At 67.9% G+C, this 26,381-nt stretch carries 22 protein-coding genes and 1 tRNA gene; 8 read left to right on the forward strand and 15 right to left on the reverse strand.

The features are described 5' to 3' along the window. Window positions 1-33: 33 nt before the first annotated feature. The 3 genes from G6N23_RS16100 to G6N23_RS16110 all read right to left on the reverse strand — a co-directional run bounded on the left by G6N23_RS16100 (window position 34) and on the right by G6N23_RS16110 (window position 3,035). Window positions 34-1,710 carry a GMC oxidoreductase gene (locus G6N23_RS16100; protein ID WP_085261201.1) on the reverse strand — a complete coding sequence of 559 codons (1,677 nt, stop codon included), beginning with the start codon at window positions 1,708-1,710 and terminating at the stop codon, window positions 34-36. A 111-nt stretch (window positions 1,711-1,821) separates the two neighbouring features. Beyond that, window positions 1,822-2,238 carry a hypothetical protein gene (locus G6N23_RS16105; RefSeq protein ID WP_085261202.1) on the reverse strand — a complete coding sequence of 139 codons (417 nt, stop codon included), beginning with the start codon at window positions 2,236-2,238 and terminating at the stop codon, window positions 1,822-1,824. Between the two features lie 44 nt (window positions 2,239-2,282). Next, window positions 2,283-3,035, reverse strand: a complete 753-nt coding sequence (locus tag G6N23_RS16110) for an SDR family oxidoreductase (protein WP_085261203.1) — start codon at window positions 3,033-3,035, stop codon at window positions 2,283-2,285. Between the two features lie 125 nt (window positions 3,036-3,160). Here G6N23_RS16110 and G6N23_RS16115 point away from each other — a divergent pair, with 125 nt between their 5' ends. Both G6N23_RS16115 and G6N23_RS16120 read left to right on the forward strand, forming a co-directional pair. Further along, the gene (locus G6N23_RS16115) at window positions 3,161-3,724 is read left to right on the forward strand and encodes an ester cyclase (RefSeq protein WP_085261204.1); all 564 of its coding nucleotides are present in this window, start codon (window positions 3,161-3,163) and stop codon (window positions 3,722-3,724) included. Window positions 3,725-4,059: 335 nt separating this feature from the next. Then, window positions 4,060-7,065: a PGRS repeat-containing protein gene (locus tag G6N23_RS16120; protein ID WP_157997508.1), complete on the forward strand. Its 3,006-nt coding sequence runs from the start codon at window positions 4,060-4,062 to the stop codon at window positions 7,063-7,065. 38 nt (window positions 7,066-7,103) lie between these two features. On the opposite strand, the gene G6N23_RS16125 is transcribed toward G6N23_RS16120, so the two are convergent. Genes G6N23_RS16125 through G6N23_RS16135 form a run of 3 tightly spaced genes read right to left on the reverse strand, consistent with a single transcriptional unit; the run spans window position 7,104 to window position 9,753 of the window. Continuing rightward, window positions 7,104-8,144 carry a zinc-binding dehydrogenase gene (locus G6N23_RS16125; RefSeq protein WP_085259007.1) on the reverse strand — a complete coding sequence of 347 codons (1,041 nt, stop codon included), beginning with the start codon at window positions 8,142-8,144 and terminating at the stop codon, window positions 7,104-7,106. 32 nt (window positions 8,145-8,176) lie between these two features. Continuing rightward, window positions 8,177-8,875, reverse strand: a complete 699-nt coding sequence (locus tag G6N23_RS16130; protein WP_085259006.1) for a haloacid dehalogenase type II — start codon at window positions 8,873-8,875, stop codon at window positions 8,177-8,179. Between the two features lie 5 nt (window positions 8,876-8,880). Next, window positions 8,881-9,753, reverse strand: a complete 873-nt coding sequence (locus G6N23_RS16135) for an alpha/beta fold hydrolase (protein WP_085259005.1) — start codon at window positions 9,751-9,753, stop codon at window positions 8,881-8,883. An 80-nt stretch (window positions 9,754-9,833) separates the two neighbouring features. On the opposite strand from G6N23_RS16135, the gene G6N23_RS16140 reads away from it, so the two are divergent. Together G6N23_RS16140 and G6N23_RS16145 are read left to right on the forward strand one after the other, a co-directional pair. Beyond that, window positions 9,834-10,361, forward strand: coding sequence for a CGNR zinc finger domain-containing protein (locus G6N23_RS16140; RefSeq protein WP_085259004.1), 528 nt, complete (start codon window positions 9,834-9,836; stop codon window positions 10,359-10,361). 74 nt (window positions 10,362-10,435) lie between these two features. Continuing rightward, window positions 10,436-10,511, forward strand: a tRNA-Arg gene (locus G6N23_RS16145). A gap of 63 nt (window positions 10,512-10,574) precedes the next feature. Here the strand turns inward: G6N23_RS16145 and G6N23_RS16150 are convergent. Continuing rightward, window positions 10,575-12,419, reverse strand: a complete 1,845-nt coding sequence (locus tag G6N23_RS16150; protein ID WP_085259003.1) for an alkaline phosphatase family protein — start codon at window positions 12,417-12,419, stop codon at window positions 10,575-10,577. A gap of 113 nt (window positions 12,420-12,532) precedes the next feature. Continuing rightward, window positions 12,533-14,488 carry a hypothetical protein gene (locus G6N23_RS16155; protein WP_085259002.1) on the reverse strand — a complete coding sequence of 652 codons (1,956 nt, stop codon included), beginning with the start codon at window positions 14,486-14,488 and terminating at the stop codon, window positions 12,533-12,535. A 313-nt stretch (window positions 14,489-14,801) separates the two neighbouring features. Here G6N23_RS16155 and G6N23_RS16160 point away from each other — a divergent pair, with 313 nt between their 5' ends. Genes G6N23_RS16160 through G6N23_RS16170 form a run of 3 tightly spaced genes read left to right on the forward strand, consistent with a single transcriptional unit; the run spans window position 14,802 to window position 17,786 of the window. Then, entirely contained in the window at window positions 14,802-15,827 is a 1,026-nt protein-coding gene (locus G6N23_RS16160; RefSeq protein WP_234808458.1) for a DUF1214 domain-containing protein, read from the forward strand. A 60-nt stretch (window positions 15,828-15,887) separates the two neighbouring features. Further along, window positions 15,888-16,958, forward strand: a complete 1,071-nt coding sequence (locus tag G6N23_RS16165; RefSeq protein WP_085259000.1) for a poly-gamma-glutamate hydrolase family protein — start codon at window positions 15,888-15,890, stop codon at window positions 16,956-16,958. 9 nt (window positions 16,959-16,967) lie between these two features. After that, on the forward strand, window positions 16,968-17,786 hold the full coding sequence (locus G6N23_RS16170; RefSeq protein WP_085259030.1) for a TIGR03621 family F420-dependent LLM class oxidoreductase: 819 nt from the start codon (window positions 16,968-16,970) through the stop codon (window positions 17,784-17,786). A 10-nt stretch (window positions 17,787-17,796) separates the two neighbouring features. Here G6N23_RS16170 and G6N23_RS16175 read toward each other — a convergent pair whose 3' ends face one another. Beyond that, window positions 17,797-18,348 carry a TetR/AcrR family transcriptional regulator gene (locus tag G6N23_RS16175; RefSeq protein WP_085258999.1) on the reverse strand — a complete coding sequence of 184 codons (552 nt, stop codon included), beginning with the start codon at window positions 18,346-18,348 and terminating at the stop codon, window positions 17,797-17,799. Window positions 18,349-18,463: 115 nt separating this feature from the next. Here G6N23_RS16175 and G6N23_RS16180 point away from each other — a divergent pair, with 115 nt between their 5' ends. After that, window positions 18,464-19,213: a 3-oxoacyl-ACP reductase family protein gene (locus G6N23_RS16180; protein WP_085259029.1), complete on the forward strand. Its 750-nt coding sequence runs from the start codon at window positions 18,464-18,466 to the stop codon at window positions 19,211-19,213. Window positions 19,214-19,230: 17 nt separating this feature from the next. Here the strand turns inward: G6N23_RS16180 and G6N23_RS16185 are convergent, their stop codons facing one another. From G6N23_RS16185 to G6N23_RS16210, 6 genes are all read right to left on the reverse strand, one after another. Then, a complete protein-coding gene (locus G6N23_RS16185) occupies window positions 19,231-19,650 on the reverse strand; it encodes a hypothetical protein (protein ID WP_085258998.1) in 420 nt (139 codons plus the stop codon). Between the two features lie 9 nt (window positions 19,651-19,659). Beyond that, the gene (locus G6N23_RS16190) at window positions 19,660-21,246 is read right to left on the reverse strand and encodes an ABC-F family ATP-binding cassette domain-containing protein (RefSeq protein ID WP_085258997.1); all 1,587 of its coding nucleotides are present in this window, start codon (window positions 21,244-21,246) and stop codon (window positions 19,660-19,662) included. Between the two features lie 174 nt (window positions 21,247-21,420). Further along, window positions 21,421-21,858 (reverse strand): type II toxin-antitoxin system Rv0910 family toxin, encoded by a 438-nt coding sequence (locus G6N23_RS16195; protein WP_085258996.1) that lies wholly within the window; start codon window positions 21,856-21,858, stop codon window positions 21,421-21,423. Window positions 21,859-21,883: 25 nt separating this feature from the next. Then, complete coding sequence (locus G6N23_RS16200; RefSeq protein ID WP_173675006.1) at window positions 21,884-24,313, reverse strand: HAD-IC family P-type ATPase; 2,430 nt, start codon at window positions 24,311-24,313, stop codon at window positions 21,884-21,886. After that, window positions 24,298-25,521 (reverse strand): MBL fold metallo-hydrolase, encoded by a 1,224-nt coding sequence (locus G6N23_RS16205; RefSeq protein ID WP_085259028.1) that lies wholly within the window; start codon window positions 25,519-25,521, stop codon window positions 24,298-24,300. The genes G6N23_RS16200 and G6N23_RS16205 overlap by 16 nt, the downstream gene beginning before the upstream one ends. A 120-nt stretch (window positions 25,522-25,641) precedes the next feature. Then, entirely contained in the window at window positions 25,642-26,373 is a 732-nt protein-coding gene (locus G6N23_RS16210; protein WP_085258995.1) for an enoyl-CoA hydratase, read from the reverse strand. Window positions 26,374-26,381 lie beyond the last annotated feature (8 nt).

Raw genomic sequence — 26,381 nt, forward strand, 5'->3', positions numbered from 1 at the left:
CATCTCGGCTCCGTTCGGTCAGCGACCGATGCGTCAGGCCGGCGAGAGCGGCAACCGCAGCGCGCCGGGGGCGTGCCCGGGCACCGTCGGGTGTTGGGGAAACACCGGCGCGATGCGCCGGTAGGGTTCTCCGAGCGGCGGGCGGGGGTCCGGCTCGCCGTTGTTGGGCCAAAACGCCACGGCGCGTTCGGCTTGCGCGGTGATGGTGAACGAGGGGTTGACACCCAGGTTGGCGGTGATCGCCGACCCGTCGACGACGTGGACTCCGGGATGTCCGTAGGCCCGCTGATACGGGTCGATGACACCGCTCTGCGCGGACTCACCGATCGGGCAGCCGCCGATGAAGTGCGCGGTCAGCGGGATATTGAGTGCGTCGAGGTAGGTGCCACCGGCGAACCCACCCACCTTTTCGGCCATCCGGCGCGCGACATCGTGGGCGACCGGGATCCAGTCCGGATTCGGCTCCCCGCCCCCCTGCTTGGTGGTCATCCTGGTGCCGAACAGGCCGCGCTTGCGATAGGTGGTCAGCGAGTTGTCCAGTGACTGCATCACCAGGATGATGATCGAATGCTCCGAGGCGCCGCGCGGGAACATGCTGCGCAGCAGCAGCCCCGGGTGCCGCATGATGGTCAGCAGCAACCGGGCGAAACGCCATGGGCCGCCGTCGATCAGATGGGTGCCCATCATCGAGAGCAGGTTGGATCCCTTGCCGTAGCGGCACACCTCGACATGGGTGTTGGCCTCCGGGTGGATCGACGAGGTGATCGCCACCCCCTGGGCGAAATCGTCCCGGTCGGGCGCCAGCACCACCGGCACCTCTTCGGAGTTGGTGCGGGTCAACTCCCCCAACCGCGGCGAGAGATGCGGCAGTGATCCGGTGTCGCGCAGCTTGTGCAGCAGCCGCTGGGTGGCCAGCGAGGCCGCGGCGAAGACCACCTGGCGCGCGGTGAAGTCCTGTTTGTGCTTGCGAAACCACCGGCCGGTGCGCTCCGTGCTGACGACATAACCGCCGTCGCGCGGTCGCACGTCGGTGACCATGGTCAGTGGATGGATCCGGGCGCCGGCGTGTTCGGCCAGATACAGGTAGTTGGTCTCGGTGGTGTTCTTGGCGTTGTGCGGGCAGCCGGTGAAGCATTGCGCGCACGCGATGCAGCCGGTGCGAGCCGGCCCGGCGCCGCCGAAGAACGGGTCGTCGACGGTCTTGCCGGGCTCATCGCCGAAGAACACCCCGACGTTGGTGGGGTGGTAGGTGTCCTCGACACCGAGGTCACGGGCCACCGCCAGCAACACCTCGTCGGCCGGGGTGGTGTGCGGGGTGGGCGTCACCCCGAGCATCCGCCGGGCCTGTTCGTAGTACGGCGCCAGCTCGGATTTCCAGTCGGTGATGTGCGCCCACTGCGGATCGGTGTAGAACCGCTCCAACGGTTCATAGAGGGTGTTGCCGTAGATCAGCGACCCACCGCCTACGCCGACTGCGCTGGCGATGAACGTCTTGCCGAGCACGGTGAGGCGTTGCGGGCCGTAGCAGCCCAGTTTCGGTGCCCACATGGCCTTGCGGACGTGCCAGTTGTTGGGCGGGAAATCGGTGGGCGCCCACCGCCGGCCCATGTCCAGCACACCGACGCGGTAGCCCTTCTCGGTGAGACGTAGTGCCGCTACGCTGCCGCCGAATCCCGAACCGATCACCACCACGTCGTAGTCAAATGTCATGTGGGGGCTCCTGATGCGTTCGCCCGAAATGGGCGCGGTCCTATGGCGTAGTGAAGCACGTCGCCGACCGGTCTCGCTCAGCTTTGGCGCGGCGGTGCCCGGGTCGGGGAGCTATCCCCCGTCGCGACTGCGGGCGGGCACCAGCAACAGCAGCGACGCCACCAGGACCAGGCTGAGGGCGACTACGTTGAGTACCGCGTCACGCGGGCCGTACATGTGCAACATGCCGAGGTGGTAGATCAGGTGCAGCATGTTGAAAACCGACACGCAGATCGCGGTGACCACCACGACGGCGCGGTTGCCCACGTAATACAGCGCCAGGGCGCTGAGGGCCGCCAGCCCCAGGTACATGGAACCGACATCCTTGACGAAGTGCTCGTTGTAAGGGCCGAGCACCGGCAGCCAGGTCATCCCCAGACCGGGAAACGTGTTGTACCAATTCAGCGGGGCGAAGTACGCCCACCCTCCGACGCCGACTCCGACGATCGTCAGGAAGATCAGACATATGCGATGCACGATGGGTTTCATACTCACCTGACGACGCGGCGAACGAGTTTGTGACATCCGGCCGGTCACCTGCCGTCCGGTGTGAGCGCGTCCAGCCACTCGGCAAAGGTTTGCCGGCCCCTCGGGCCGGGCTCGGTGGGCAGCAGTGCGCCAGTGGCCATGGCCTTTCCGGCCGCGCCGGGCAGCCGCAGCGGAATGACCAGGCGGTGCTCTGCACGCCGCCGGATCAACTGCCGGGCCATATCGACGACCGACTCCACGCGGGGGCCGGCGAGTTCTGGCGCCATGTGCTGGGGCTCACCAGCGGCCAGGCCGGCCAGGTGCGCGGCGACTTCGTCGACAGCGATGGGTTGCGAGCGCATTTTCGGGACCAGCGCGACCGGGCCCGGCACCTGCGCGAGCACTTGGCCGGCGAATTCGTGGAATTGGGCGGCCCGCAGGATGGTCCACGGCACGGGGCCGGCCTTCACCATTTCCTCTTGGCGCAACTTGCCTTGGTAGTAGCCGGTGGTGGCCCGGTCGATGCCGATGATCGACAGCGCGACGTGGTGGCGGACTCCGGCACGCTCGGCGGCGGCCAGCAGGTTGGTGGTCGCTGCACCGAAGGAGGCCTGTGCCTTTGTGGCGTTCATGGTCGCGAAATCGGTGACATCGATGATGGCCTCGACGCCGTCGAGTGCGGTGTCGAGGCCGGTGTTTTGCAGTAGGTCGACCCCGTGCGCGCGGGCGAGTATCACCGGCCGGTGTCCCTGGTTGCGGAGATGGTCGACGACCTTGCGCCCGGTCTTGCCGGTTCCGCCGGCAACCGCGACTTTCATGAGTGGTGTCCTTCCCCGATTTTGACGGCGTACCCGAGCGATCAGGTTCATTCTGGCCGAAAACGGCTGGACGCACGGGCACGATCGGATGCACAGCCGGGCGAATCAGTGATCTGGAGGACGTCATGACCGACCGCTTCGCCATTCCGCCCGCGGACGTGCTGCGGGCGCGCGAGAAGCTCGTCCTCGACCACTTCCATGACGAGGTCCGCCAGGACTGGGACGACGTGCTGGCCACGTTCCCCCACCCGCACTACGAGATCATTCCGACTCTGACCGTGCACGACGGTGACACCGACGTCCGCGCTTACTATCGCGATACCCGAGTCGCCTTCCCTGACCAGGACCACGAGATCATCGCGCTGCGGCACAGTGCCGACGCGGTGATTGTCGAGTTCTGGCTCCTAGGAACACATTTGGGTCCGCTGGGCGGTATTCCGGCCACCGGATCGCGGCACCGCACCCGGATGACGGCCTACTTCGTCTTCGACGAGAACGAGAACCTGATCGCCGAGCGGATCTACTTCGACACCTTGTCGATGCTGAAGCAGCTCCTCGGCGGGCTCAACCTGCGCGATCCGCGTACCTGGCCGCTGGTGATCCGCGGGGTACGCGGCCTACTCAAGATGTCCGCCGAGCCCGACCCGCTTCTGGTGAACACCCCAGCCGCCGGCTTATCACCGCCCTGAGTGTGTTCGACGCGACGACCGGCGAGCGGGCCCGCCGTCTGGACGTGCTCCAGCAGTGCCGGGCGGGCCTGACGGTCGACCATCACCAGCGAAGCTGATACTAAGAATTTTCTAAGCGTTGATCGGCGTGAACGGCAACCTCGGCGCGACCATCAACAGCGAAGCGACACGTCACCTAGCGGCGGCGACAGCCCGTAGAAACGCGACAAGTTCCATTTCCGGAAAAACATTGACATCTCCGTAAATTAGGCAAAGACTTACGTAATGCTTTGATTCTCGAACCTGTTCCACATTGAAAACCCACCACTGTTCGCGTCGCTTTAAGGAGATCGACCATGGCTCAGCACCCCAGCACGCGGCAGGGCAAGTCACGTCAGACCCAGGCACGCCGTCGCCGCGCAGCCGGTCTCGGAGCCACGGCCAGTGCCTTCCTGGCGTTCGGATTGACCCCGCTGGCTCTGGCGCCGACTGCGAGCGCCGACTTCTTCGGGTTGGACTGGCTTGACGACCTCTTCGAACCCGGCGCCGCGGCGAGCGCCGTCGGCCCGACCGGGGATTCCGGCTGGGACGCTTTGATGAACGCTCTTGGCTTCGGCTCTACCGGCTCGTCAGGTGTGGACACCGCTGCCCTTGCACTGCCGGGTGTCGCTGCCGCAGGCGATCCGAACCCTATCGCTACGGCTTTCCAGAACGACTTCTACCTGCCCCTGCACGCGGCCCTCGAGGCCTACATAAACAGCCCGCTCGGTGAAGCGATCAATCCTGTTATCAATCAGCTGTTTGCGCCGCTGATCCTGCCGGGCTTTTGTGGCTTGATCTGTGACGGCGCCGACGGGACGATGGCCGACCCTGACGGTCAAGGTGGGGGGTTGTTCTTCGGCGACGCCGGTGACGGCTACGACGCCAGCAACGACCCGGGTATGGCCGGCGGCAACGGCGGAGTTGCCGGGGGTATCGGCAACGGCGGCGACGGCGGAGCGGGCGGCCTCGGCGCCGACGGCGGCAACGGGGGCGCCGGCGGCGAGTGGATGGGCAACGGCGGCAGGGGCGGCGACGGCGGAGCCGGCGGCCTGGTCAATGGCACAGTCGTCGACGGTGGCAATGGCGGTAGCGGCGGCAGCGCCGGCCATGTCCAAGACTTTTTCGGCATAGGAGCGCTTGGGAACGGCGGCAACGGCGGCAACGGCGGAGCCGGCTACACCGGCGCCAACGGCTCGGCGGGGAACGCAGGCACCGGCCCCGCAAGCGACGGCGGCAACGGCGGCAACGGCCAGACAGGCGGCAACGCCGGCAACGGCGGGAACGGCGGCGCCGGTTCGCTGTGGCTCGGCAACGGCGGCAACGGCGGCAACGGCGGGGTCGGCGGCAACGGCGGTAACGGCGGGGTCGGCGGTGCCGGAACGGACACGCTCTCTGCGGACGCCCTGGGCGGCTCCGGCGGCGCCGGCGGTACCGGTGCTGACGGCGGTAACGGCGGCAACGCGGGTAAGGGGGGCACCGGCGCGGCCCTCTTCGGCAGTGACGGCAGAACCGGTTCTAACGGTGACGGCGGCGCTGGCGGCATCGGCGCCGATGGCGGCCGCGCGGGTGCCGGCGCCAGCGGAACTGATGGCGCCAATGGCACTACGCCCGGCGAAGATGGCGCCGACGGCACCGACGGCACCGGCGGCGGTTTCGGCGGTAACGGCGGCGGGGGCGGTAACGGCGGTGCCGGTGGCACGACCGCAGGCGTCGCCGCCGGTAACCATGGCGCCGGCGGGGCCGGCGGCGACGGTGGGGCAGGTGGCAACGCCGGCAACGGCGGCAACGGCGGCAACGGTGCCGACGGAGGCACCAACGATGCGGCCGGAAATGGCGGCAACGGCGGGGACAGCGGGTTCAGCGGGTACGGCGGACTCGCCGGGGCCGGCGGAGTCGGCCCTGACGACACAAGCGCCGCGAATGGCGCAGACGGTGCTGAGGGCACCCCTGGTGACGGCGGGGCCGGCGGCAACGGCGGCAAGGGTGTCACCCTGGCCGACGGCACCGGGCAAGCCGGCGGCAACGGCGGTGACGGCGGTGCCGGCGACTACTACGGCAACGGCGGCGCGGGCGGTAAAGGCGGCGACGGCGCGGCCGGTGCCAGCGACATGAGCGGCAGCGGTAACGGCGGCGATGGCGGCCAAGGCGGTAACGGCGGCTACGGCGGTTACGGCGGCTTCAGCGGCGGCGCCGGAGGCGATGCCGGTGCCGGCGGTGCAGGGGGTAATGCCACCGGCGCCGGCGCGGGCGCCGGCACTGCTGCTCAGGGTGGTTTTGGAGGCGGCGGCGGGTCCCATTACCTGAACACCGACGGCAGCCACGATGGCATCGGTGGTAACGGCGGCCGCGGTGGTACCGGCGGCAACGGTTCCGATGGCGCCACCCCGACGGCCGGTGGTTGGGGCGGTCTCGGTGGATTTGGCAGCACCGGCGGCGTCGGCGGCGTCGGCGGCGTCGGCGGCAACGGAGGCACCGACGGCAGCGCCGGTAGCGTCGGCGGCGTCGGCGGCAACGGAGGCACCGGAGGCACCACCACCGACGCCGCCGCCGGCGGTGGCGGCGGCGGTGGTGGCGGAGGTGGCGGTGGCGGTGCGGCCCAAGACGGCGGTGTAGGCGGGGCCGGCGGTGTAGGCGGCGACTCTGGCAGCGGCAGCACCGGCGGGAACCCCCCGCCCGGCAGTGCCTTCGGTGGCAGTGGCGGCGGCGGAGGCTACGGCGGGCAGGGTGGCACCGGCATCGGCACCGGCGGCGTGGGCGGTGCCGGCGGGGCCGGCGGGGCCGGCGGCAACGGCTCCGCGGGCAGCGGGGGCGGCTCTGGTGGTCAGGGCGGCTACGGCGGCGACAACTACTACACGACCGGCAGTGACGGTGGGGCCGGCGGCGCTGGCGGCGACGGCACCGACGGCGGCTACGGCGGCATCGGCGGCTTTGGCGGCTCAGGCGGCGGCAGCAACGACGGCGACGGTGCCGGCGGTGATGGTGGGGCCGGCGGCGCCGGCGGCCTGGGCACCACTGGCGGCGAAGGGGGTTACGGGGGTGACGGAGGCACCGGCGCCACCGGTGGCCAGGGTGCTGTCGGCGGGGATGGTGCGGCCGGCGGGGCCGGAGGCGTCGGGATGACCGGCGGCACCGGCGGTAACGGTGGCATCGGCGGCGGTGGCGGCTTCGTCGGCGACGGTGGCAACGCTGCCGGCGGCGTCGGCGGCGCTGGCGGCACCGGCAGTAACGGTCAAACCGGCGGAGATGGCGCCGATGGCACTAGCGGAGGTGACGACGGTACCCCCGGCACCCCGGGCGAACCCGGCACCAACAACGGTTAAGGCCGCCCGCCGAGGGGCAGACCAATCCAAGCGAGTTCTCAGTCGACGACCACGACGATTTTCCCGGCGGCTTCCCCGTTTTCCATGACCCGGTGCGCCTCGCGGATCTGGTCGAAGGAGAAGACATGTGTGGGTCTGGCCTCCAGGTGACCGTCGCGCACCTTGTCGGCGATGCCCTGCAGCGGGACGTCCGACAGCGCAAAGCCGGGGCTGCCGAACACGAAGCTGCCGAAGAAGCTGAGGTTGACACCGCTGGCCATCTGCAGCAGCGGGTTGAAGTCGGCGATCGGGTCCAGTCCGCCGAGCCAGCCGGCCAGACACGCCGTGCCGCCCCGGCGCAGCATGTCCAAAGAATCAAGAATCGTGCTGTTGCCCACGAGATCCAGAACGGCGTCCACCTGCTTGGCCTCGGCGATGTGGGCGCCCAGGTCCGGAGTCTCCAGCTCGGCACGGTCGGCGCCGAGGGAGGTCAGCAAGCCGAACCGATCCCGGTTACGCGTGGTCGCGATGACCTGCGCTTGCGCGTCCACGGCCAGTTTCACTGCCGCCTGACCGAAAGACGATGTCGCCCCGCGAATCACAATGGTCTGCCCCGCAGTCAGGCCGAGGTTGCGGAACAGGCAGGTCCATGCGGTGGCGTAGGTTTCCGGCAACGCGGCGAGCTGATCCCACGGCAGCTCCGATTCGATCAGCGCGACATTGTCGGCGCGCACCCGGGTGAACTGCGCGTAGCTGCCGTTGATGGTGCGGCCGAGTCCGCCCATCAGGGCCGCGACTTTGGCGCCGACCGGGAATTCCCCTCCCGGGCAGGCATCGACGACGCCGACGCATTCGATACCGCTGACTTCTGCGGCTTCGGCCCATTCACCCCGACGCATGTGCATCTCCGCGTGGTTGACGCCGAACCCCTTGACCCTGATCACCACCTCACCCTGTTTGGGCAGCGGCTTGGGGATCTCGGTGTAGGTCAAGGCCTCCAGTCCCCCGAAGCCGTCGAGCACAATCGCCCGCATGGTCGGGCCACCGGCGGCTTCTCGCACCACCGCGGGGTGAGTCGGGGTCGTGGACGTGGTAGCCATGATGGATCTCCTCTGAATATTGTTGTTATGGACTATTTTTCGAAAAGCTGCGCCAGTTGCCGAGCTAGATCGACGAGGTCGCCCGCGACGATGTCGGGTTGGTAGATGCCGTCCGCCCGCAACGGCGCGTTACCGGGACGAGTGATGAGGGCGCCGCTGAATCCGGCGGCTTGCGCGCCGATGGTGTCCCAGGCGTGCGCGGCGACCATCATGCAGGCCGAAGGCCGCACACCCAGTTCGTGCGCGGTGTGCTGGTACAGCATCGTCGCGGGCTTGAAGACCCGCAGCTCGTCGACACTGAACCGGCGCTCGAAGTAGCCGTCCAGACCCGCGTTTTCCAATGCCGTCGGGCGACCGGGGTAGGCCGGCGAGTTCGTCAGCGCCACCAACCGGTAGCCGTTGTCGCGCAGTCGCGACAGCCCTTCAGTGACGTCGGGATGTGCCGGCATGGTGGCCATCGCGTCGGCCACGGCCGTCACGTCGTCATCGGCCAACTCGACTCCGTGTATCTCGGCGAGCATTCGCAACGCGGACTGCCCGAGGGAGAAGAAATCCGTGTAACAGTCCGCCAGGGTGACGGTCATCGAGTAGATGACAAGTTGGCCGAACCACTCCCGAAGCACCCCTGGACGGCCGAAAAGCCTTGCGAACAGCGGCTCTAACGCTTCGATATCGATGAGCGTCTCATTGACGTCGAACACCAGCACCGCGGGCCGCGCTGCGCCGGCCATGCCGCTCAGCGCCCGTTGACTCGGTGCAAGAAGTCTTTGATCAACTGCGCGACTTCATCTGCGGCGGTCTCCAGTAAGAAGTGGCCGCCGTCGAGCAAATGAATTTCGGCGTCGCGCGCGTCCCGGCTGAACGCCCGGGCGCCGTCCGGCCCGAAGATCGGGTCGCCCTGTCCCCAGGTCGCCAGCACCGGGACTCCGCTGGTGCGCAGGTAGTCGTGCAGCGCGGGATACATCGGCGAATTGGTGGCGTAGTCCCGGAACAGCTTGAGCTGAATTTCGTCATTGCCCGGCCGCGACAACAGGGCACTGTCCAGGGTCCAGGTATCGGGGCTGACCAGCGACTCATCGGGCGCACCGGTCAGGTACTGCCAGGCCACCGACTCCGGCTCCAGCGCCGTGCGGATGGCCGCCTCCGTCTCGGGGGTCTGCTCCCGCTGGTAGTCCCAGACGGTCTTCCAGAAGCCCTCGATGAAGCCCTCGTCATAACCGTTGCCGCTCTGCGTGACGATCGCGCTGATCGATCCCGGACGGCTCAGCGCCAGCCGCCAGCCGATCGGCGCGCCGTAATCCTGAACGTAGATCGCGTAGCGGTCCAGCCCGAGCTGGTCCAACAGCTGCTGGGTGAGGTCGGCGAGATTGTCGAAGGTGTAGTCGAATTCGGCCACCAGCGGCATGTCGGAGTAGCCGAAGCCGAGATGATCGGGGGCGATCACGCGATACTGGTCGGCCAAGCGGGTGATGAGGTCCCGGAACATGTAAGAGCTGGTGGGAAAACCGTGCAGCAGAACGATCGCCGGTGCATCGTTGCTGCCCGCCTCGCGGTAGAACAACCGGTGTCCGTCGACGGTGGCGTAGTGGTGTCGCACCCCAGAAACCATGACTAACTCCTTAAATCGGTTTTGATAGTTAGGAGTCAAGCACCTCTGGTGTAACCTGTCAATGGATTTATGGAGGTTATATGGATATCGTTGCGGCCGGACCAGGCGACGAGGCGCTGCTCTTGGACCTGCTCAACTCCACCCCCGTCATCGACGGCGTGGCTCGCGACGAACTCGAGGATCCGGTCACAGCACAAGCCTGGTTGGATTCCCACAACGTCGGCACGGCAAACGAACAGCAGCTACAGGACCTCATCGACATCCGGACTGCACTGCAGGACGTGGTGCGCGGGGACCGGACGCCGCAGGCGTTGGCGCCGTTCCTCAGCGGAGTCGGCCTGTCCCCCGCTCTCAGCGACGAGGGCCTCACCTGGTCACTGACCACCCGCGGGACGTCGCCGGCCGCGGCGCGGGCATTACTGGCCTGGGATGCGTTGCGGATCGCCAGTCCCGGACGCCTTCGCCCGTGCGCCAACGACGAATGCCGGCTGTTTCTGATCGATCGCAGCAAGCCCAACACCGCACGGTGGTGCTCGATGGCCATCTGCGGCAACCGCATGAAGGCACGTCGGCACTACCAGCGGACTAAGACCACGACCGGCGATTGAGTTCGACGACGACCTGGCGCCCACCCCCGCCGCCATGCACTAGAGTTCTCAACGCCTCTCCCTGCTGGTCACGCGCCCCCGTAGCTCAGGGGATAGAGCACGGCTCTCCTAAAGCCGGTGTCGGCAGTTCGAATCTGCCCGGGGGCACCAACTCGTTGTATTACCTCGGCTGATGGTTGACAGTTACTTCGGTTGATCCTTGACACGTGGCCCTTACTTCCAGAAGGCGTTCATGGGAGAGGCGTACATGTCGTTGTCGGTGAGCGGGGCCAGAGTTCCGGGCGTACCACGCAAGGCGTCTTCGATGGTGGCCATCAGGCTGTACTGGTTGTAGTAGTCGTCGGTGGTGAAGTGGCCGGATTGCATCCCGCCAAGAGTTATGGCGCCCTCGCTCGGGATGACGATCATCGGAACGTGATTGCCGTCGTTACCGAAGCCCAATGACAGGTTGTTGTTGTCCTCGTCGAACGTGAGGATGATCGCGTCCTTCTGCGTCGGGTCAGTCCACAGTGCCGAGTTCTCGATGGTGGAGATCTCTTGCTGGACGAACTGGTCGCCCGCCGCGACGTTGTACTGATGGTCGGTGAGCTGGGTGGCAATGAACTGGAGAACGCCGCTGAGCGTGTCGACCGGGCCTTCCATGTTGTTGTCCTCGTTGGCGGCGATCCAGGTGAATCCCGGGAAGGTGCTCGGGTCAGCCAGATCGGTGGACAACTGCGGCAGCGGCAGCAAATGCTCCTGCAGGTAGTCGGGGGTGTTGCCGTAGACGTAGCCGAACTGGGCAAAGGGCAGTTCGTCGGCGGAGTAGTCACCCGATGACACGAGGTCGCCCGCCGAGGGCATGCTCTGTGCGTAGCCGGCCCACGATATGCCCGCCTGATCCATCTCCTGCATGAGACTCGGTGCGTTGATGGAGTTCAGGGCGGAGTTGTAGTCGATGCCGAAGTCCGAGCCGCCCAGGACCCGGAAGTAGTTGGGATCGCTGGGGTGGCCCAGCGCGTAGTAGTTGTCCGCGTAGCCGTAGGTGTTGATCAGGCTGTTGATGTACGGGGCGTTGGGGCTGCCGACGATGTCGTCGGTGCCCTTGTTCTCCATGTAGATCACGAACACGTGATCCAGTTGGCCGACATTGGAGGTTGGTGGTGTCAGCGGTGCCGGGGCGAGGTTGGGATCGCCGACGGTGAATGACTCGTTGTCGGCGTAGGCGCCGTTGTAGTTGCCGAGGTACTGGTTTTCGTCGGTGAAGGTGGTGGTCACCTTCGCGGCCACCGCGCCCTCCGGGACGGTCCCGGTGATCTCGCGTTCCTCAAACCCGGTGAAACCCCAGCGATCCCAGACCGTGACGGGGTTGAGCGAGCCGGTGCCCACCACGTTGCCGTTGGCGTCGAGGAAGCTGACCTGCACTGTCGCGTACGACGGATTCCAGGTTTGGCCGCCGAGATCCGCACTCAGCGCGTACGGCGTTCCGGCCGCGCCGGTGACGTCGACGGTCTGGCTGATGCTGGAGGTGCCCACCGGCCCGCCGCCGGCGAAATTATCGCCGCCGCCCGGAGGCGCGTCCTGTGGAAAGCCGAACAACCCCGTCGCCGTCGGGAGCGGAAAGGCCGTCGGCGACGGATAACCGACCGGCGTGCCGTAGGCGATCACGGTCGGGGTGCCGGTCTCGGTCCAGCCCGGTATGGTCACCCCGCTGTAGCCCGACCCGGATGGATCGGCCGTTTCGAAGCCGGGGTTGACCAGCAAGTTCTGGCTCATCAGCTGCGCGTCAACGCTGGCAACCGGATCGAGGCCGTTGAGCCAGGTGACGAGCTCGGTGTCGAGCTGCGTACCCAACACGGCGCTGACCGAATCCTGCTCCAAGAAACCGATGATCGAAGTGAGGACCTGGTCGATCATCACGTCGAACTCGTCGGCTTGGGCTTCGGGCGCAGACAGCAGCGCCAGTCCCCCCGTCAAAAACGCGCTGACCGCGCCCGACCTCCCAACCGCGCGCCGCCGCCGGCGGGCCATCGCCTTGCGTGTCGTTGGGTCTTGCAACCTGAGACGTCGACGAGTCATGGCCTAACCTTCCCCAGGCAGAGGCAATAAAACGGCTTAAGTTACCAAGCAGGGAAGCTGCTCATCGGCGGAAAAGACTCAATACACAGCACCCTGACAGGCTGACCCGCCGATCAGCCCCCGAACAGGTCCGACAGGTCCCAATTCGGCGTGTTCGCAATCAGGTCCGCCATGTTCGCCCATTGGTGGGCCGCTTGCTCACCCAGTTCGGTCGGCCAGGAGTTGTTGGCGGTCAGGATCACCGTCGCCAGGTCGTCGCGGGCGTTGAGCAGCCCGGCCAGGATGCTGGTGTTCGGATCGAACAGCGCGCCGTTGATGGCCGGCATCAGCAGTTGGGGCATCACCACCGACAGCGCGGTCTGGGCCAGCGCCAGCGTGATCGGCAGGTTGATGTCGCTGGCCAGCAGCGGCAACGCGTTCCACACCGCGGTCAGGCTTTCCATCGGGTGGTCGAACACGCTATTCATCACCGCATCCCAGTTGGGACTCAAGGCTTCGGTGAACCGCAGGGCGATCGGGGTGAAAGGCTCGCTGCCGAAGACCGCGTCGTAGTTCTCGTCGCCCATCAGGCCCGCCAGCCCGTTCATCAGCAGATGCTGGATCACCCAGCCGGGTTGGGCGCTCATCCGGGACACGTCCAGTGCGTAGTCGTAGGAGAACACCCGCTGGGCCATGTCGGCGGCGAATTCCTCGGGGCTGACGGTGGGCGTGTCGGTCGGCAGGTAGGAGCCCAAATCCTCGATCGGCACCACCTGCGCCGTGACGCCCTGGCCGATCGCGGAATCGGGGTCGGTGACGTTCTCGAACCGGGCGAAGATCTCGCCGCGGGTGAGGCCACCGGTGTCCAGCCAGTTCGCCACACCCGGATTCGTCGCGCTGACAACGTAATAGGTGTAGCCGTCGGCGTCGTGGTAGGTGGTGGTGTGGTTGAGCGTGGTCTGCGCCATCACATACGGCAGCGCGCCGCCGTAGACGTTCATCAGCTCGATGCCGCCGTAGGCGGCATCCACGTTCGGCACCTTGATGACCAGCGCCTCACCGGGATCCAAGTCGAAATTGCCGCCGGTGACGACCGCGCTCGCCAGGCCGGCCCCGTAACTGGTCTCCGGACCCAGGTCGTGCATGGTGTTGGCGGGAATGTTCATGCCCACCGACGCCCCACCCTCGATGCTCCGCTGGTTGAACGGGCCGATGATCTGGGCGAAGGCACTGAACAGCGTGGTGAGCATCGAGTCGACCGAGGTGATGCCGCCGGATCCTCCCACCGCCGCCGCGACCGGGTCGTCGGTCGGGAAGAACCCGCCCTCCGGGATGGCGAAGAACGGCGGGCAGTCGGAGACGCATTGCAGGGTGACGGTGCCGGGCCCCTTCGCCCAGTCGCCGAGCATGTCCCGGATCAGCAGGGACGCGGCGCCGCCGACGGTGGCGTCGGTGGAGTCCATGAAGTTCAGGGCGCCGGGAGGCGCCTCGGGCCCGATGTACACCGTGAAGGTGCCGTCGGGATTGAGCACCAGGCCGTGGCCGAGTTCCAGGTCCTCGACGGTCTGCGCGGAGCCGCCGGTGATGGCCTGGGTGCTGACCGTGAAGTGCTCGGTGCCCCCGCCCAGGGTTCCGTGCAGCGCATAGGTCGCGCCGGGCGCCAGGCCGGCGGTCACGTGGTAGTAGATGTCGGGGGTGAAGTAGTCGAAATACTGCCGGGGGTCGGTGGCATTGCCCGCGATCGCCTCGGGCGATTGAAAAAACACGCCGTTGAACAGTTCGGTGACGCGCGACAGGCCGGCGCTGAACAATTGGTAGTTGGTGTTCTGCAGCATCGTCATCAGATTGTCTTCGCTGCCGGGCACGGCATACGGCAGTGCCATGTCGTAGGCGACCGCCTGCTTCATCGCGTCGATCAGCTCATCGATGGCCGGCTGGAACCCATACGTCGACGTCAATGCCACCGCGGGTGCCGGCCCCGCACTGGCCGGGGTGCTCATCACCATCGACAGCGCGCTGCCCAGTGCTGCTGCGGCGATCCCGTACCGACGAACTCGGCTGGAATGATCGCCCTCGGCGCTCCCGGACATAGCCACGGCCGCTCCCTAGATTCAGACTCTAACCATTTGCACATCGAATTAATGGCAAAATCTCATTCGCGACCATACGTCCGGAGATCAAGGCGTGCAACAGCCCGACGCGAATTCCGGGTGCCCATGTCGCGAAACCTTTTGCCGACATAGCCCGGTGCCGCCAGGTAGGTTGCGCTGCATGTCGAAGCGATGGGTTTCTGCGTTCGGCCTGACGGCGGCGGTACTGGCACTTTCCGGATGTGGACTGACGGTGACGAAGGCCGGTCCGGACCCGCTGGCGAACCAGCCGCCCCGCAGCACGCCCAACGGCATGGTGCTGGTCTCGCCGGACAACTTCGTGCGGGCCGTCACCGACCAGGAATTCACCAATGTCGTCAACGAGAACGGCTTCGGTCGGTTCTTCCACCAGCGCGATGTCACCCCGATCGACCGGCAGCTGGTGGTGCGGTCCAACCGCGACACCTTGTATTCCGCGGCGGTGTTCGACCTGCAGACCGCTCCGGTGACGATCACGCTGCCCGATCCCGGTCAGCGGTACATGTCGGCGCAGGTGATCAACCAGGACGAATACGTCACCGACATGTTCTACGGCAGCGGCGAACACACGTTGGACCGACAGCGGGTCGGCACCCGCTACGTCATGGTCGCCGTCCGCATCCTGGCCGACCCCAACGACCCGGCAGATCTGGCCGCGGCCCGCCGGTTGCAGGACCAGATCACCGTGACCCAGCAGGACTCCGGCAGCTTCGAGGTCCCACGGTGGGATCCGGTCAGCCAGAAGAAGGTCAGCGACGCGCTACTGGTGCTGGCCGAGACCGTCCCCGACACCCGGGGCATGTTCGGCAGCCTGGCCGACACCGACCCGGTGCGGCACCTGATCGGCGCCGCTGCGGCCTGGGGCGGCAACCCCGAGACCGACGCGCTGTACCTCAACGTCACCCCAGCCCGCAACGACGGCAACACCGTGTACCGGGTGACCGTCAAAGACGTTCCGGTGAAAGCCTTCTGGTCGGTCAGTGTCTACAACAAGAACGGCTACTTCACCGAGAATCCACAGCAGGCATACTCGGTCAACGACATCACCGCGGAGAAGGCGCAGGACGGATCGGTGACCGTCCAGTTCGGCGGGTGCTCGGCCAACATGGTCAACGCGACCAACTGCCTGCCGATCACGCCGGGATGGAACTACCTGGTCCGGCTCTACCAGCCGCAACAGGAGATTCTGTCCGGGAAATGGGTCTTCCCGGCGGCCCAGCCGGAGGAGTCGGCCGGCGTCGACAACCGGCCGCCTCCGCCACCTCCGTCTGCGACTCCCCCGGCACGTCCGCCACGGTGACGGCACCGCAGCACCGTTACTCTGCTGATTGTGGCGTTCATCGGGCGGACACCGGGCTAAATGCCGGCGACGCAGCATGCCTACTTCGCGTACGGGTCCAACCTGTGCGCACAACAGATGGCGCGCCGCTGCCCCGAGGCGTCCGATCCCCGCCCGGCGATGCTGGCCGACCACGACTGGCTGATCAACCAGCGCGGTGTGGCCACCGTCGAGCCGTTTCCGGGTTCGCGGGTGCACGGGGTGCTGTGGCGGGTGTCCGACCGCGACCTGGCCGCGTTGGACAGCGCCGAGGGCGTCCCGGTGCGCTACCGCCGAGATCGGCTGACGGTGCACACCACCGACGGGTCGTCCCCGGCGTGGGTCTATATCGACCATCGGGTGCGGCCCGGTGCGCCACGGGACGGCTATCTGGAGCGCATCATCAGCGCCGCCGTCCAGCATGGGCTGCCCCCGTCGTGGATCGAATTCCTGCGCCGCTGGGATCCGGCCCAGTGGCCACTGCGTACCCTGCCCGCCAAAGACAATGCACCACAGTCACTCTCGGAACTGTTGGCCGACCCCGAGGTCATAGAGGAGAGCCGACTACGGTCGCGGTTCGGCTTTTTGGCCATTCACGGTGGGGGCCTGGAGCAGATGACCGACGTGATCGCCGAACGCGCCGCCGAAGCCGCCGACGCCTCGGTGTATCTGGTGCGGCATCCCCACGGATATTCGCGACACCTGCCCTCGGTCCGCTACCTCGCCGCCGAGTCGGCACGGCTTGCCGAATTCCTCGACCATGTCGACGTCGTGGTGTCGCTGCACGGATACGGCCGGATCGGACGCAGCACGCAACTGCTGGCGGGCGGGCGCAACCGCAGCCTGGCCGCGCACGTCGCCCGATGCCTGGATCTGCCGGGCTATCAGGTCATCACCGATCTGAACGCGATCCCGATGGGCTTGCGGGGTCTGCACCCGGCCAATCCGGTGAACCAGGTTCGGGGCGGCGGGACCCAGCTGGAACTGTCACCACGGGTCCGGGGCATCAGTCCCCGCAGCCAGCCACCCGGCGCGGACGGCCTGTCGCCGGTCACATCGGCGCTGGTGCGCGGTCTGTCGGCCGCGGCCGGTCTTTGGCAATTTGAGACCTAGGAGGTAGTGGTGGACAAGCAGTTTCGCTTCGGCGTGGGTCTGCACGCGGTCCGGTCTGCTGCCGCGCTGGCCGAGACCGCACGGCGGCTGGAGGGGTCCGGGTTCGATGTGCTGCACGTGCCCGATCATCTCGGCGCCCCGGCCCCCTTCCCGGCTTTGGTCGCGGCCGCGGCGGCCACCACGACGATCCGGCTGGGCACCTACGTGCTCAACGCCTGCTTCTACAAGCCGGCGCTGCTGACCCGCGACATCGCCGACACGGACCTGTTGTCCGGTGGCCGACTGGAGATCGGACTGGGTGCCGGCTACGTCCGCGCGGAGTTCGAGGCCGCCGAGCTGCCGTTCCCGAGCGGCGCCCGGCGCATCGAGTACCTGGAACACGTCACGACCTACCTGGCCACCCACCAGCCGCGGGTGCCGATCCTGATCGCCGGCAGCGGGGATCGGCTGCTCACCGTGGCGGCCCGGCACGCCGATATCATCGGACTGACCGGTGCACGAGTAGCCGGCGCGGATGACGCACTGGCAGAACGCGTCTCGTTTGTCCGCGCGGCCGCCGGTGATCGGTTCGATGCCCTGGAGCTGAACCTGGCCATCACGGCAGTGCCCACCGATGCCTCCGGGATGCCCGACCTGTCGCTGACCCGCCAGTTCGCCCCGACCCTGTCGGATCGGGAACTGCTGGCCATGCCCGCCGTGCTGTCCGGGTCACCGCATGAGATGGCCGACGCGTTGCGGGAATACCGCCGCAGGTACGGATTGAGCTATTTCACCGTCCAGCAGAATCACGCCGAAGCCTTCGCGAAAGTCATTGCCGCACTGCGATGACCACCCGGCCTCAACGCGGGCCCGGCCAACCCGCCAATGCGACGCCGGCCAGCGCGTGCAGATCCCCGCGGCTCGCTCCGCTTCGCGCCTGGACCGCGATGCCCTGACACACCGTGGCGATCCAGCGGGCAAGCAGCAGCGTGTCGACGCCGGACAGCTCGCCGTCGGCGACCGCCGCGTCGAATCGCTCAGCGAGCCGGCGCACCGATGCCTCGCGTATTTCGGCCACTCCCGGGCCGTCGTCGACGGTGAGACATCCGCGCGGGTCGCCGCTGACGGTGTCGGCCGCCCCGTGGACCATCGCTGCGGCGACATCGCGCGCGGTCGGCAGCGCGAGCGCCTCGACGAGGTAGCCGCCCGGCCCCGCGACGTACCGCTGCGTCGCTCGCTCGTACAGCTTCTCCTTGGAGCCGAACTCCGCGTAGATACTGCGGCGGTTGACCCCGGTCGCGGCGCTGATGTCGGAGATCGAGACGCCGTCGAAGCCGTGCGCCCAGAACAGCTTCATCGCCTCGTGCTCGACCTGATCGGGATCGAACTCGCGCGGCCGTCCCACCGCCATCGCGCCCCCACCTCCTGTGACTCCGGTCACAGCGGGAATGCATTCGCCGCCGTCGAGCTTTGACCTCATCGTACTAAGTAACATGTTGGTTCGTAATTACCTGAAAGGCCGCGAGATGAGCACAGCTCCCCTGACTGGACGGCGGGCATTGGTCACCGGAGGTTCCCGCGGGATCGGCGCGGAGACCGTACGACGACTGGCTGCCGACGGGGCCGCGGTGGCCTTCACGTATTCGGCCTCAGCGCCCGAGGCCGACAAGCTCGTCGCCGAAGTCACCGCCGGCGGCGGACGCGCCGTTGCCATCCAGGCCGACTCCGCCGATCCCGCCCAGGTGGTGGCCGCGGTCGAGCAGGCCGCCACCGAACTCGGCGGGCTGGACGTGTTGGTGAACAACGCCGCCGTCGCGCACGGGGCGCTGGTCGATGACTTCCCGGCCGAGCAGTTCGACCGCCTCGTGGCGGTCAACATCGGCGGAATGTTCTGGGCGACACGCACCGCGGTGAAGCACCTGGGCGAGGGCTCGCGGATCATCAACATCGGCAGCATCAACGCCGATCGGATTCCGACCGCCGGGTTCTCGGTATACGGCATGACCAAGGGCGCGGTGGCGTCGTTCACCAGGGGCCTGGCACGCGAACTCGGCCCACGCGGCATCACCGTCAACAACGTGCAACCGGGCCCGATCGACACCGATGCCAACCCCGACAACGGCGGCGCCTTCCCCGAGAGCTTGAAGAAGCTCATGCCGCTCGGCCGCTACGGGCAGGTAGGTGACGTCGCCGCCATCGTGAGCTTCCTGGCGGGTCCGGAGTCCGGATTCGTCACCGGCGCGAACTGGAACGTCGACGGCGGCTTCACCGTGTAGCGCCCGGTGGCGGTGAGCTAACCGCGACGCCCTGCTGACACCAACGCCCACAGCGAACAGCCCAGCGCCCCGGCCACGCTGACCGCGCCGAGGTACAGCCCGTATCCGGCCGTGATCGGCGCGACGACATTCAACCGGTAATACCAGAAGCCCAGCCCGGCGATACCCAGTGAGATCACCAGGGCGGCAACCGATGCCAACCCGCTGAAGAGCCCCCGGCCGATCATCGCGCCGGCCACCAGCAGGACTGCGGCCAGCAGCACGATGAGCTGGCCGACGCCGAAGCGCGGCGGCAGCGCGATACTGCCGACACTGCCGCCGATCGCACTGGCATGCCCGCCACCGTTGGCCGAGGTGGCCAGCCACGGCAGCCACACACTGACCGACAGGATCACGGCGAACAGCGCGATGAGCCAACCGGGTCGCGAGTGAGTCATGCCGTGACATTAACTCGCCTCGATGAGTTCACCGCGGTGCGGCATTCTCAGTCTCCTGGTCAGGCCGAGCCGGGCCAGGAAGGCGTCGTCGTGGCTGACCACGATGAACGCTCCCCGGTAGCCGGCCAGCGCGCCCACCAGCTGATCCACACTGGCCAGATCGAGGTTGTTGGTGGGCTCGTCGAGCAGCAGCAACTGCGGGGGTGGATCGGCGAGCAGCAGCTGGGCCAGTGCCACCCGGAACCGCTCACCGCCGGACAGGGTGCCGATCGGGCGCGCCACACCGGCGGCGTCCAGCAGGAACCGGGCCAGCTGGGCGCGCACCGCCCGCGGCGCGCTGCCGGACACCGCCGCCACGGCGTCGAACGCGGACACCGTGTCATCGAGGTGATCCAGTCGCTGCGGAAGGTAGCCGACCCGGTCGGTCAGCAGCCGTCCGTCCGCACCGGCCAGCAGCGCCTCCAGCAGTGAGGTCTTGCCGACCCCGTTCGGGCCGTCGAGGGCGATCCGTTCCGGCCCCTGCACGATCACCGGCCCATCGCTGCCCGGCAACTCGGCCAGCCGACGGTTGGACGGCACGTCCGGGTCCGGCAGCGTGACGCGGATGTGCTCGTCGTGACGGACCCGGGCCGACGCGGCATCCAAGCCGGCTTGCGCGTCGCGCACCCGCCTGTCGAGGTCGGTGCGCAGCCGGCCGGCCGAAACCTGTGCGTTCGAAGCGTTCTGGTTCATGACGATCTTCGCGGCACGCTTGTTCGCAAAGGAGGTCCGGGCCGCCCTGCTGCGTCGGGCGAGCTTGGTCTCGGCGTCGACACGCTGCCGCCTTTCCACCTTGACGAGCTGTTCGGCGGCGCGGGCGGCGGTCCGTGCGGCGGCCTGCTCGGCGTCCAGATGCGCCCGCCATGCACTGTAGGGGCCGCCGAAGCTGACCAACCGCCCGTCGTACAGCTCGGCGATATTGTTCATCTGCTCCAGCAACGCGGTGTCGTGGCTGGCCACGATGAGCGCTCCCGGCCACGATCCGACCAGCTGCGCCAACCGTTCACGGGCGGCGCGGTCGAGATTGTTGGTCGGTTCGTCGAGCAGGGTGATCGGGGCGGCATTCAGGCGCAGACCGGTCAACGCCACCAGCATCGCCTCCCCACCGGACAACTCGCCGGCTCGCCGATCGAGGTCGGCCGAACCCAGGCCGATCGGCCGCAGCGCGGCGTCGGCGCGGGCTTCGATGTCCCAGTCGTCGTCGAGGATCTCGAAGTGGGCCGCGTCGGCGTCACCGCTTTCGATCGCGCGCAGGGCGGCGAGTTGCGCGGTGACACCGAGTAATTCGGCGATCGTCACGCCGGCGTCGAGCGTGAGAAGCTGCGGCAGGTAGGCCACCTCGCCGGCGGTGGCGATGCGCCCCGTGGTGGCGGCGAGCTCCCCGGCGATGAGGCGCAGCAGGGTGGATTTTCCGGCGCCGTTGGCACCGACCAGGCCGGTGCGGCCGGCGCCGAACGAACCGCTGACACCGGCCAGCGCGGGAGCGCCGTCGGGCCAGGTGAAGCCGAGATCGGTCAGGGTGACAACGGAACCGAAGTCAGCAGAGGGTGTGGACATGAGGTCTCCGGAGAAGTCAGCGGGTGCGCTGATGACCGGGGACGCGACTACGGCGATTCGTCGGTGATCAGCGCGCGGACAGCGGCGCGAGACCGGCGATGCCTGTCATTCTCCAGACCTCCTGTGCGGGGACGCCCGCCACCTTAGCTGCGGGATGGCGTGGCGTGCAACCGATCAAGCCGGCGCGAAAACCGTGACGAACTTGCGCAGCGACTCGTTGATGTCGCTCTTCAGCGCGGCGGCCACCAGCATGCCGATCGGGCCGAACAATGCCGGTCCGCCCAGGTGGACGTCGAAGCTGACCGTGGCGCCGTCTCCGGCCGGGGTGACCTTGGCGAGCAGCTTGATCTTGACCCCGCCCTTGCCGTCGCCGTTGAGGGTCATCCCCGTCGGGGGCTTGTAGTTCACGATCGTCCACTTGATCCGGTTGGGCATGCCCTTGACCTCGACGATCGACTCGAGTGTCGTGCCCTTCTCCAGCGTCTCGGGCAGCACGCTGCGCCATACCCGGTGGATGGTCAGCCACTCTTTGTAGCGCGACAGATCCGAGGCGTGCGCCCAGGCCTCTTCGGGAGGCAGCGGGACGTCGATGGATCCGGAGAGCTTGGCCATGTGATTTCTTCCCCTTCCGTCCCCGTTATCGGTGGGTCATTGTGGTCGTTGCCGGCTCCCGCCACAACTTGGGCCGCTCACCGATTATCGCGCCGCGCGCCCACCACATCGCCTCGATGGCGGCGGCACCCAGCGCCCCGATACCGAGCGCCAGCGACGTCAGCGCGACATTGGAGGGGTCCAACAGGAACTTCTCCCGCGCCAATGGGATCGCGAAGATGCCCAGATAGGCAAGGCCGCAGCCGATCACCAGCGTCAGCCGCCACCACTGATAGGGACGCGCCACGACGGCCAGCACCCAGCCCGCGGTAACCAGCAGCGTGATCAGGGCGGTGGTGGACGCCTGGATCTGCTGCACCGGGGTGGCTTCGCTGCCGCGATAGGCCAGCAGGTAGGAACTGAATGTGGCGATGCCCACCACCAAGCCGGCCGGCAGTGCTCCGCTCATCACCCGACGGACGAATCCGGGATGTGCGCGTTCGTTGTTCGGCGCGAGCGACAGGATGAACGCCGGGATGCCGATGGTGAACCAGGCCGCGATCGTGACGTGGATCGGCTGGAACGGATACAGCAGCGGCTCGGTGCCGAACAGCGCCGAAGCCAGCCCGACCAGGCCGACCAGCAGCGCGAGCAGCACCGAATACACCGTCTTGGTCAAGAACAGGTTCGCCACTCGTTCGATGTTTCCGATCACCCGGCGTCCTTCACCCACCACATAGGGCAGGGTGGCGAACTTGTTGTCCAGCAACACGATCTGTGCCACCGAGCGCGCCGCCGAGCTTCCCGCTCCCATCGCGACCCCGATGTCGGCGTCCTTGAGCGCCAGCACGTCGTTGACGCCGTCGCCGGTCATGGCCACCGTGTGGTCGCGTGATTGCAGGGCTCGCACCATGGCCCGCTTCTGATCCGGGCGCACCCGGCCGAAGACGGTGTGGTCCTCCAGCGCGTCGGCCAGCCGGTCGGTCTCGGCCGGCAGTTTGCGGGCGTCCATCGCGTCCCCGTTGAGACCGAGCTCGGCGGCCACCGCACCCACCGAGACCGCGTTGTCGCCGGAGATCACCTTTACGGAGACTTCTTGCGCAGCAAAATAATCCAAGGTGGCGCGGGCGTCGGGCCGCACCTTCTGCTCCAGTACCACCAGCGCTGCCGGGGTGACCTGTCCGGGCGCGTCCGGGTGGTCGACGGGCCGGTCGCTGAGGCCCAGCAGCAGCACCCGCAGGCCGCGCGCCCCGATCTGCTCGGCCTGTGCGGCGGCCTCCGACGACGGTTCGAGCAATACGTCGGGAGCTCCGATCACCCAGTCCCCGTGCCCGGAGAACGAGACGCCGCTCCACTTGGTGGCGGACTTGAACGGCGCGCGGCCGGTGGACGTCCAGCCCGGCGACATCGGGAACGCCTCGGCGATGGCCTGAATGCTGGCGTTGGGTCGGGCGTCCTCGGCGGCCAGCGCGGCCAGCACCTCGTGTAACGGAAGACCTTCGCCGCCGGGCAGTTCGGCGACCTCGGCCACCCGCATCCCGTTCTCGGTGAGGGTGCCGGTCTTGTCGGCGCAGACGACGTCGACGCGGGCCAGCCCCTCGATCGCGGGCAGTTCCTGCACCAGGCACTGCCGCCGTCCGAGGCGCACCACCCCGACCGCGAACGCCAGCGAGGTCATCAGCACCAGACCCTCGGGAACCATCGGCACCAGCGCCCCGACCATCGCCAGCACCGATGCCCGCCAGCCCACGTCGGTGGTGAACAGCTGGGTGTAGACGATCAAAACGCCGGCCGGGATCAGCAGGTAGGTGATGAATTTCAGGATCTGGTTGATGCCGTTGCGCAGTTCGGATTTCACCAGGGTGAACTTGGTGGCCTCCTCGGCCAGTTTGGCTGCGTAGGCCTCGCTGCCGACCCGGGTGGCCCGGTAGGCGCCGCTGCCGGAGATCACGAAACTGCCCGACATCACCTGATCACCGATGCTCTTGCCGACTGGGTCGGCTTCACCGGTCAGCAGGGACTCGTCGACCTCCAGATCGGACACCTCGACGACTTCGCCGTCGACGACGATCTGGTCGCCGGGGCCGAGTTCGATGACGTCGCCGAGCACCACCTGGCGGGCCGGTAGCTCCGCGGTCCCGGATTGCCTGCGCACCAACGGTTTCGCCTGGCCGACGATGGCCAGCTTGTCCAGCGTCTGCTTGGCCCGGATCTCCTGCACCATGCCGATAACGCTGTTGAAGACGATGAGCAGCCCGAACAGCCCGTTGATCAGCGATCCGGTGGTCGCCACGATGGCCAGCAGCACGCCCAGGATCGCGTTGATCCGGGTGAACACATTCGCCCGGACGATCTCGCGCACACTGCGTGCCGCCCGCACCGGGATGTCGTTGGTCTGTCCCTGCGCAACCCGCTGGGCGACTTCGGTGTCGGAGAGCCCGGCGGCGCCCTGGGTGACGGTCAAGACCGCCACCACGGCGCGACGTCGCCGGCCGACGGCGGGATCCGTTCGCCGGGTTCTTGCGGCGGCCCCAGCTTCGCCTCTCCTCCGTCGAGCCTCACTGAACCGCCGGGTTCATGCGGCGGTCCCAGCTTCGCCTCTCCTCCGTCGAGCCTCACTGAACCGCCGGGACGCGGCACGGCTACTGCGACGCCGGCGGCCTGCGCGGCGGCCAGCAGCCGTTCCACCGGCTCATCCCACCGATGCGGCGCCAGCCGGAACGTGCACCAGTGGATCGGCACCAGCGTGCCGCCATTGAGGTCCAGATGGGCCCGGACCGCCTCCTCGGGGTTCATGTGGACATCCGGCCAGGCGGTGTTGTAGGCGCCGATCGGCAGCAGGGCCGCATCGAACGGACCATGCTCGGCGCCGATCCGGCTGAAGCTGCCGGTGTATCCCGAGTCGCCGCCGAAGTACACCCGGTGACCGGGGCCGGCGATCACCCACGAAGCCCACAGGGTCAGGTTGCGAGTGACAAACCGGCCGGAGAAGTGCCGGGCCGGGGTGCAGGTCAATGTGAGTTCGCCGAGCGCGGCATGCTCATCCCAGTCGAGTTCGACGACGCGGCCCGCGGGAATGCCCCACGCCCGCAGGTGCGCACCCACCCCGAGTGGGACGACGAACGGTGCCCGCTGGCTGCGGGCGAGCGCGGTGATGGTGTCCATGTCGAGATGGTCGTAGTGGTCGTGGCTCACCACGATCGCGTCCACTGCGGGCAGCGCCGCCAGTTCGACCGGCGGCGGATGCAACCGCCTGGGACCGACGGCGTCCGACGGCGAGCAGCGTTCGCTCCACACCGGGTCGGTCAGGACCCGGTAGCCGTCGACTTCGATCAGCGCCGTTGCATGGCCCAGCCAGGTGATCGACAGCGGTTCGGCCGCGCCGGTGAGATCGGGGACCGCCAACGGGACGGCCGCCGCGGGACGGCTCGCGCCGCGATCGGCGAACAGCTCCCGCAGCATCAGGCGCTGTTGTTCGCGGTCCATGTTCACGGCCGCGACACGCTCGACATTGTGGAAGACCCCGTCGCGGTAGTGCGGCGACCGGGCGGCCACCGCGGCAATGGCGTGCGGTCCGGCGCCGAGCGCCCCCGGTGTGCCGCGCAGCGCGCGCAGCGTCCAGCCCCAGGCGGCCAGGGAGGCGGCGCCCCCCAATATGCGGGCCGGCCGAAGTGCTCCGCGCAGCATGCTGCCGAGTCTATGGCGGTGACCCGCTACACCCGGCTCCGCCGCGTTTGCGATCACCGCTCCACCCGATGGCGGTGACCCGCTGCACCCGGCTCCGCCGCGTTTGCGATCACCGCGCTAAGCGCCCTGGAACTTCGGCGCCCGCTTCTCGATGCGCGCCATCTGGGCCTCGATGACATCCTGGCTCGCCCAGGCCCGGTCGAACAGCTCCTTGTGGACCGGTTCCTGCTCCTCCAGGGCGCCGTCATCGTTGAGCACCCGCTTGGCGTGCTGCAGCGCCAGCGGCGCCAGCCCGGCGATCTCGTGCGCCCAGGCCTGTGCGTCGGCCAGGGTGCCGATCCGGTTGACCATGCCGGTCAGCAGCGCGTTCTCGGCGGTCAGCTTCTCGGCGGTCAGCAGCATCGCGCGGGCTCGTCCGTATCCGGCCAGGGTGGAGAGCCGGCGGATGCTCCAGTTGTCCAAGGCGAGGCCGTATTTGGCCACTGGGAACTGGAAGTACGCCTCAGGTGTCGCCACCCGCAGGTCGCAGACCATCGCCAATTGCAGCCCGGCGCCGATCGCGGCCCCGTTGATCGCGCCGATCACCGGCACCGGGACATCGCCGATGGCGGTGTGCAATGCGATCAGTTTGTCGGGGTAGTCGGCGGCGAACGCGTCGCCGGACAGATCGGCGCCGGCGCAGAACACGGTGCCCTGCCCGGTCAGCACGATGGCCCGGACGTCGTGGGTGGCGGCGTCGACGATGGCCTCCCGCAGTTCGGTGACGAGCTGGGAGTTCAATGCGTTGCGCCGCTCCGGGCGCTGCAACTCGATAGTGGTGACGGCTTCGTCGCGGGTAACACCGATCATGACGCACC

This window comes from Mycolicibacter terrae (assembly GCF_010727125.1).
GTDB lineage: Bacteria > Actinomycetota > Actinomycetes > Mycobacteriales > Mycobacteriaceae > Mycobacterium > Mycobacterium terrae.

Coding starts and splice junctions, on each gene's coding strand:
- G6N23_RS16100 (WP_085261201.1), bottom strand. CDS start 1,710: ATGACATTTGACTACGACGTGGTGGTGATCGGTTCGGGATTCGGCGGC.
- G6N23_RS16105 (WP_085261202.1), bottom strand. CDS start 2,238: ATGAAACCCATCGTGCATCGCATATGTCTGATCTTCCTGACGATCGTC.
- G6N23_RS16110 (WP_085261203.1), bottom strand. CDS start 3,035: ATGAAAGTCGCGGTTGCCGGCGGAACCGGCAAGACCGGGCGCAAGGTC.
- G6N23_RS16115 (WP_085261204.1), top strand. CDS start 3,161: ATGACCGACCGCTTCGCCATTCCGCCCGCGGACGTGCTGCGGGCGCGC.
- G6N23_RS16120 (WP_157997508.1), top strand. CDS start 4,060: ATGGCTCAGCACCCCAGCACGCGGCAGGGCAAGTCACGTCAGACCCAG.
- G6N23_RS16125 (WP_085259007.1), bottom strand. CDS start 8,144: ATGGCTACCACGTCCACGACCCCGACTCACCCCGCGGTGGTGCGAGAA.
- G6N23_RS16130 (WP_085259006.1), bottom strand. CDS start 8,875: ATGGCCGGCGCAGCGCGGCCCGCGGTGCTGGTGTTCGACGTCAATGAG.
- G6N23_RS16135 (WP_085259005.1), bottom strand. CDS start 9,753: ATGGTTTCTGGGGTGCGACACCACTACGCCACCGTCGACGGACACCGG.
- G6N23_RS16140 (WP_085259004.1), top strand. CDS start 9,834: ATGGATATCGTTGCGGCCGGACCAGGCGACGAGGCGCTGCTCTTGGAC.
- G6N23_RS16150 (WP_085259003.1), bottom strand. CDS start 12,419: ATGACTCGTCGACGTCTCAGGTTGCAAGACCCAACGACACGCAAGGCG.
- G6N23_RS16155 (WP_085259002.1), bottom strand. CDS start 14,488: ATGTCCGGGAGCGCCGAGGGCGATCATTCCAGCCGAGTTCGTCGGTAC.
- G6N23_RS16160 (WP_234808458.1), top strand. CDS start 14,802: ATGGTGCTGGTCTCGCCGGACAACTTCGTGCGGGCCGTCACCGACCAG.
- G6N23_RS16165 (WP_085259000.1), top strand. CDS start 15,888: ATGCCGGCGACGCAGCATGCCTACTTCGCGTACGGGTCCAACCTGTGC.
- G6N23_RS16175 (WP_085258999.1), bottom strand. CDS start 18,348: ATGGCGGTGGGACGGCCGCGCGAGTTCGATCCCGATCAGGTCGAGCAC.
- G6N23_RS16180 (WP_085259029.1), top strand. CDS start 18,464: ATGAGCACAGCTCCCCTGACTGGACGGCGGGCATTGGTCACCGGAGGT.
- G6N23_RS16185 (WP_085258998.1), bottom strand. CDS start 19,650: ATGACTCACTCGCGACCCGGTTGGCTCATCGCGCTGTTCGCCGTGATC.
- G6N23_RS16190 (WP_085258997.1), bottom strand. CDS start 21,246: ATGTCCACACCCTCTGCTGACTTCGGTTCCGTTGTCACCCTGACCGAT.
- G6N23_RS16195 (WP_085258996.1), bottom strand. CDS start 21,858: ATGGCCAAGCTCTCCGGATCCATCGACGTCCCGCTGCCTCCCGAAGAG.
- G6N23_RS16210 (WP_085258995.1), bottom strand. CDS start 26,373: ATGATCGGTGTTACCCGCGACGAAGCCGTCACCACTATCGAGTTGCAG.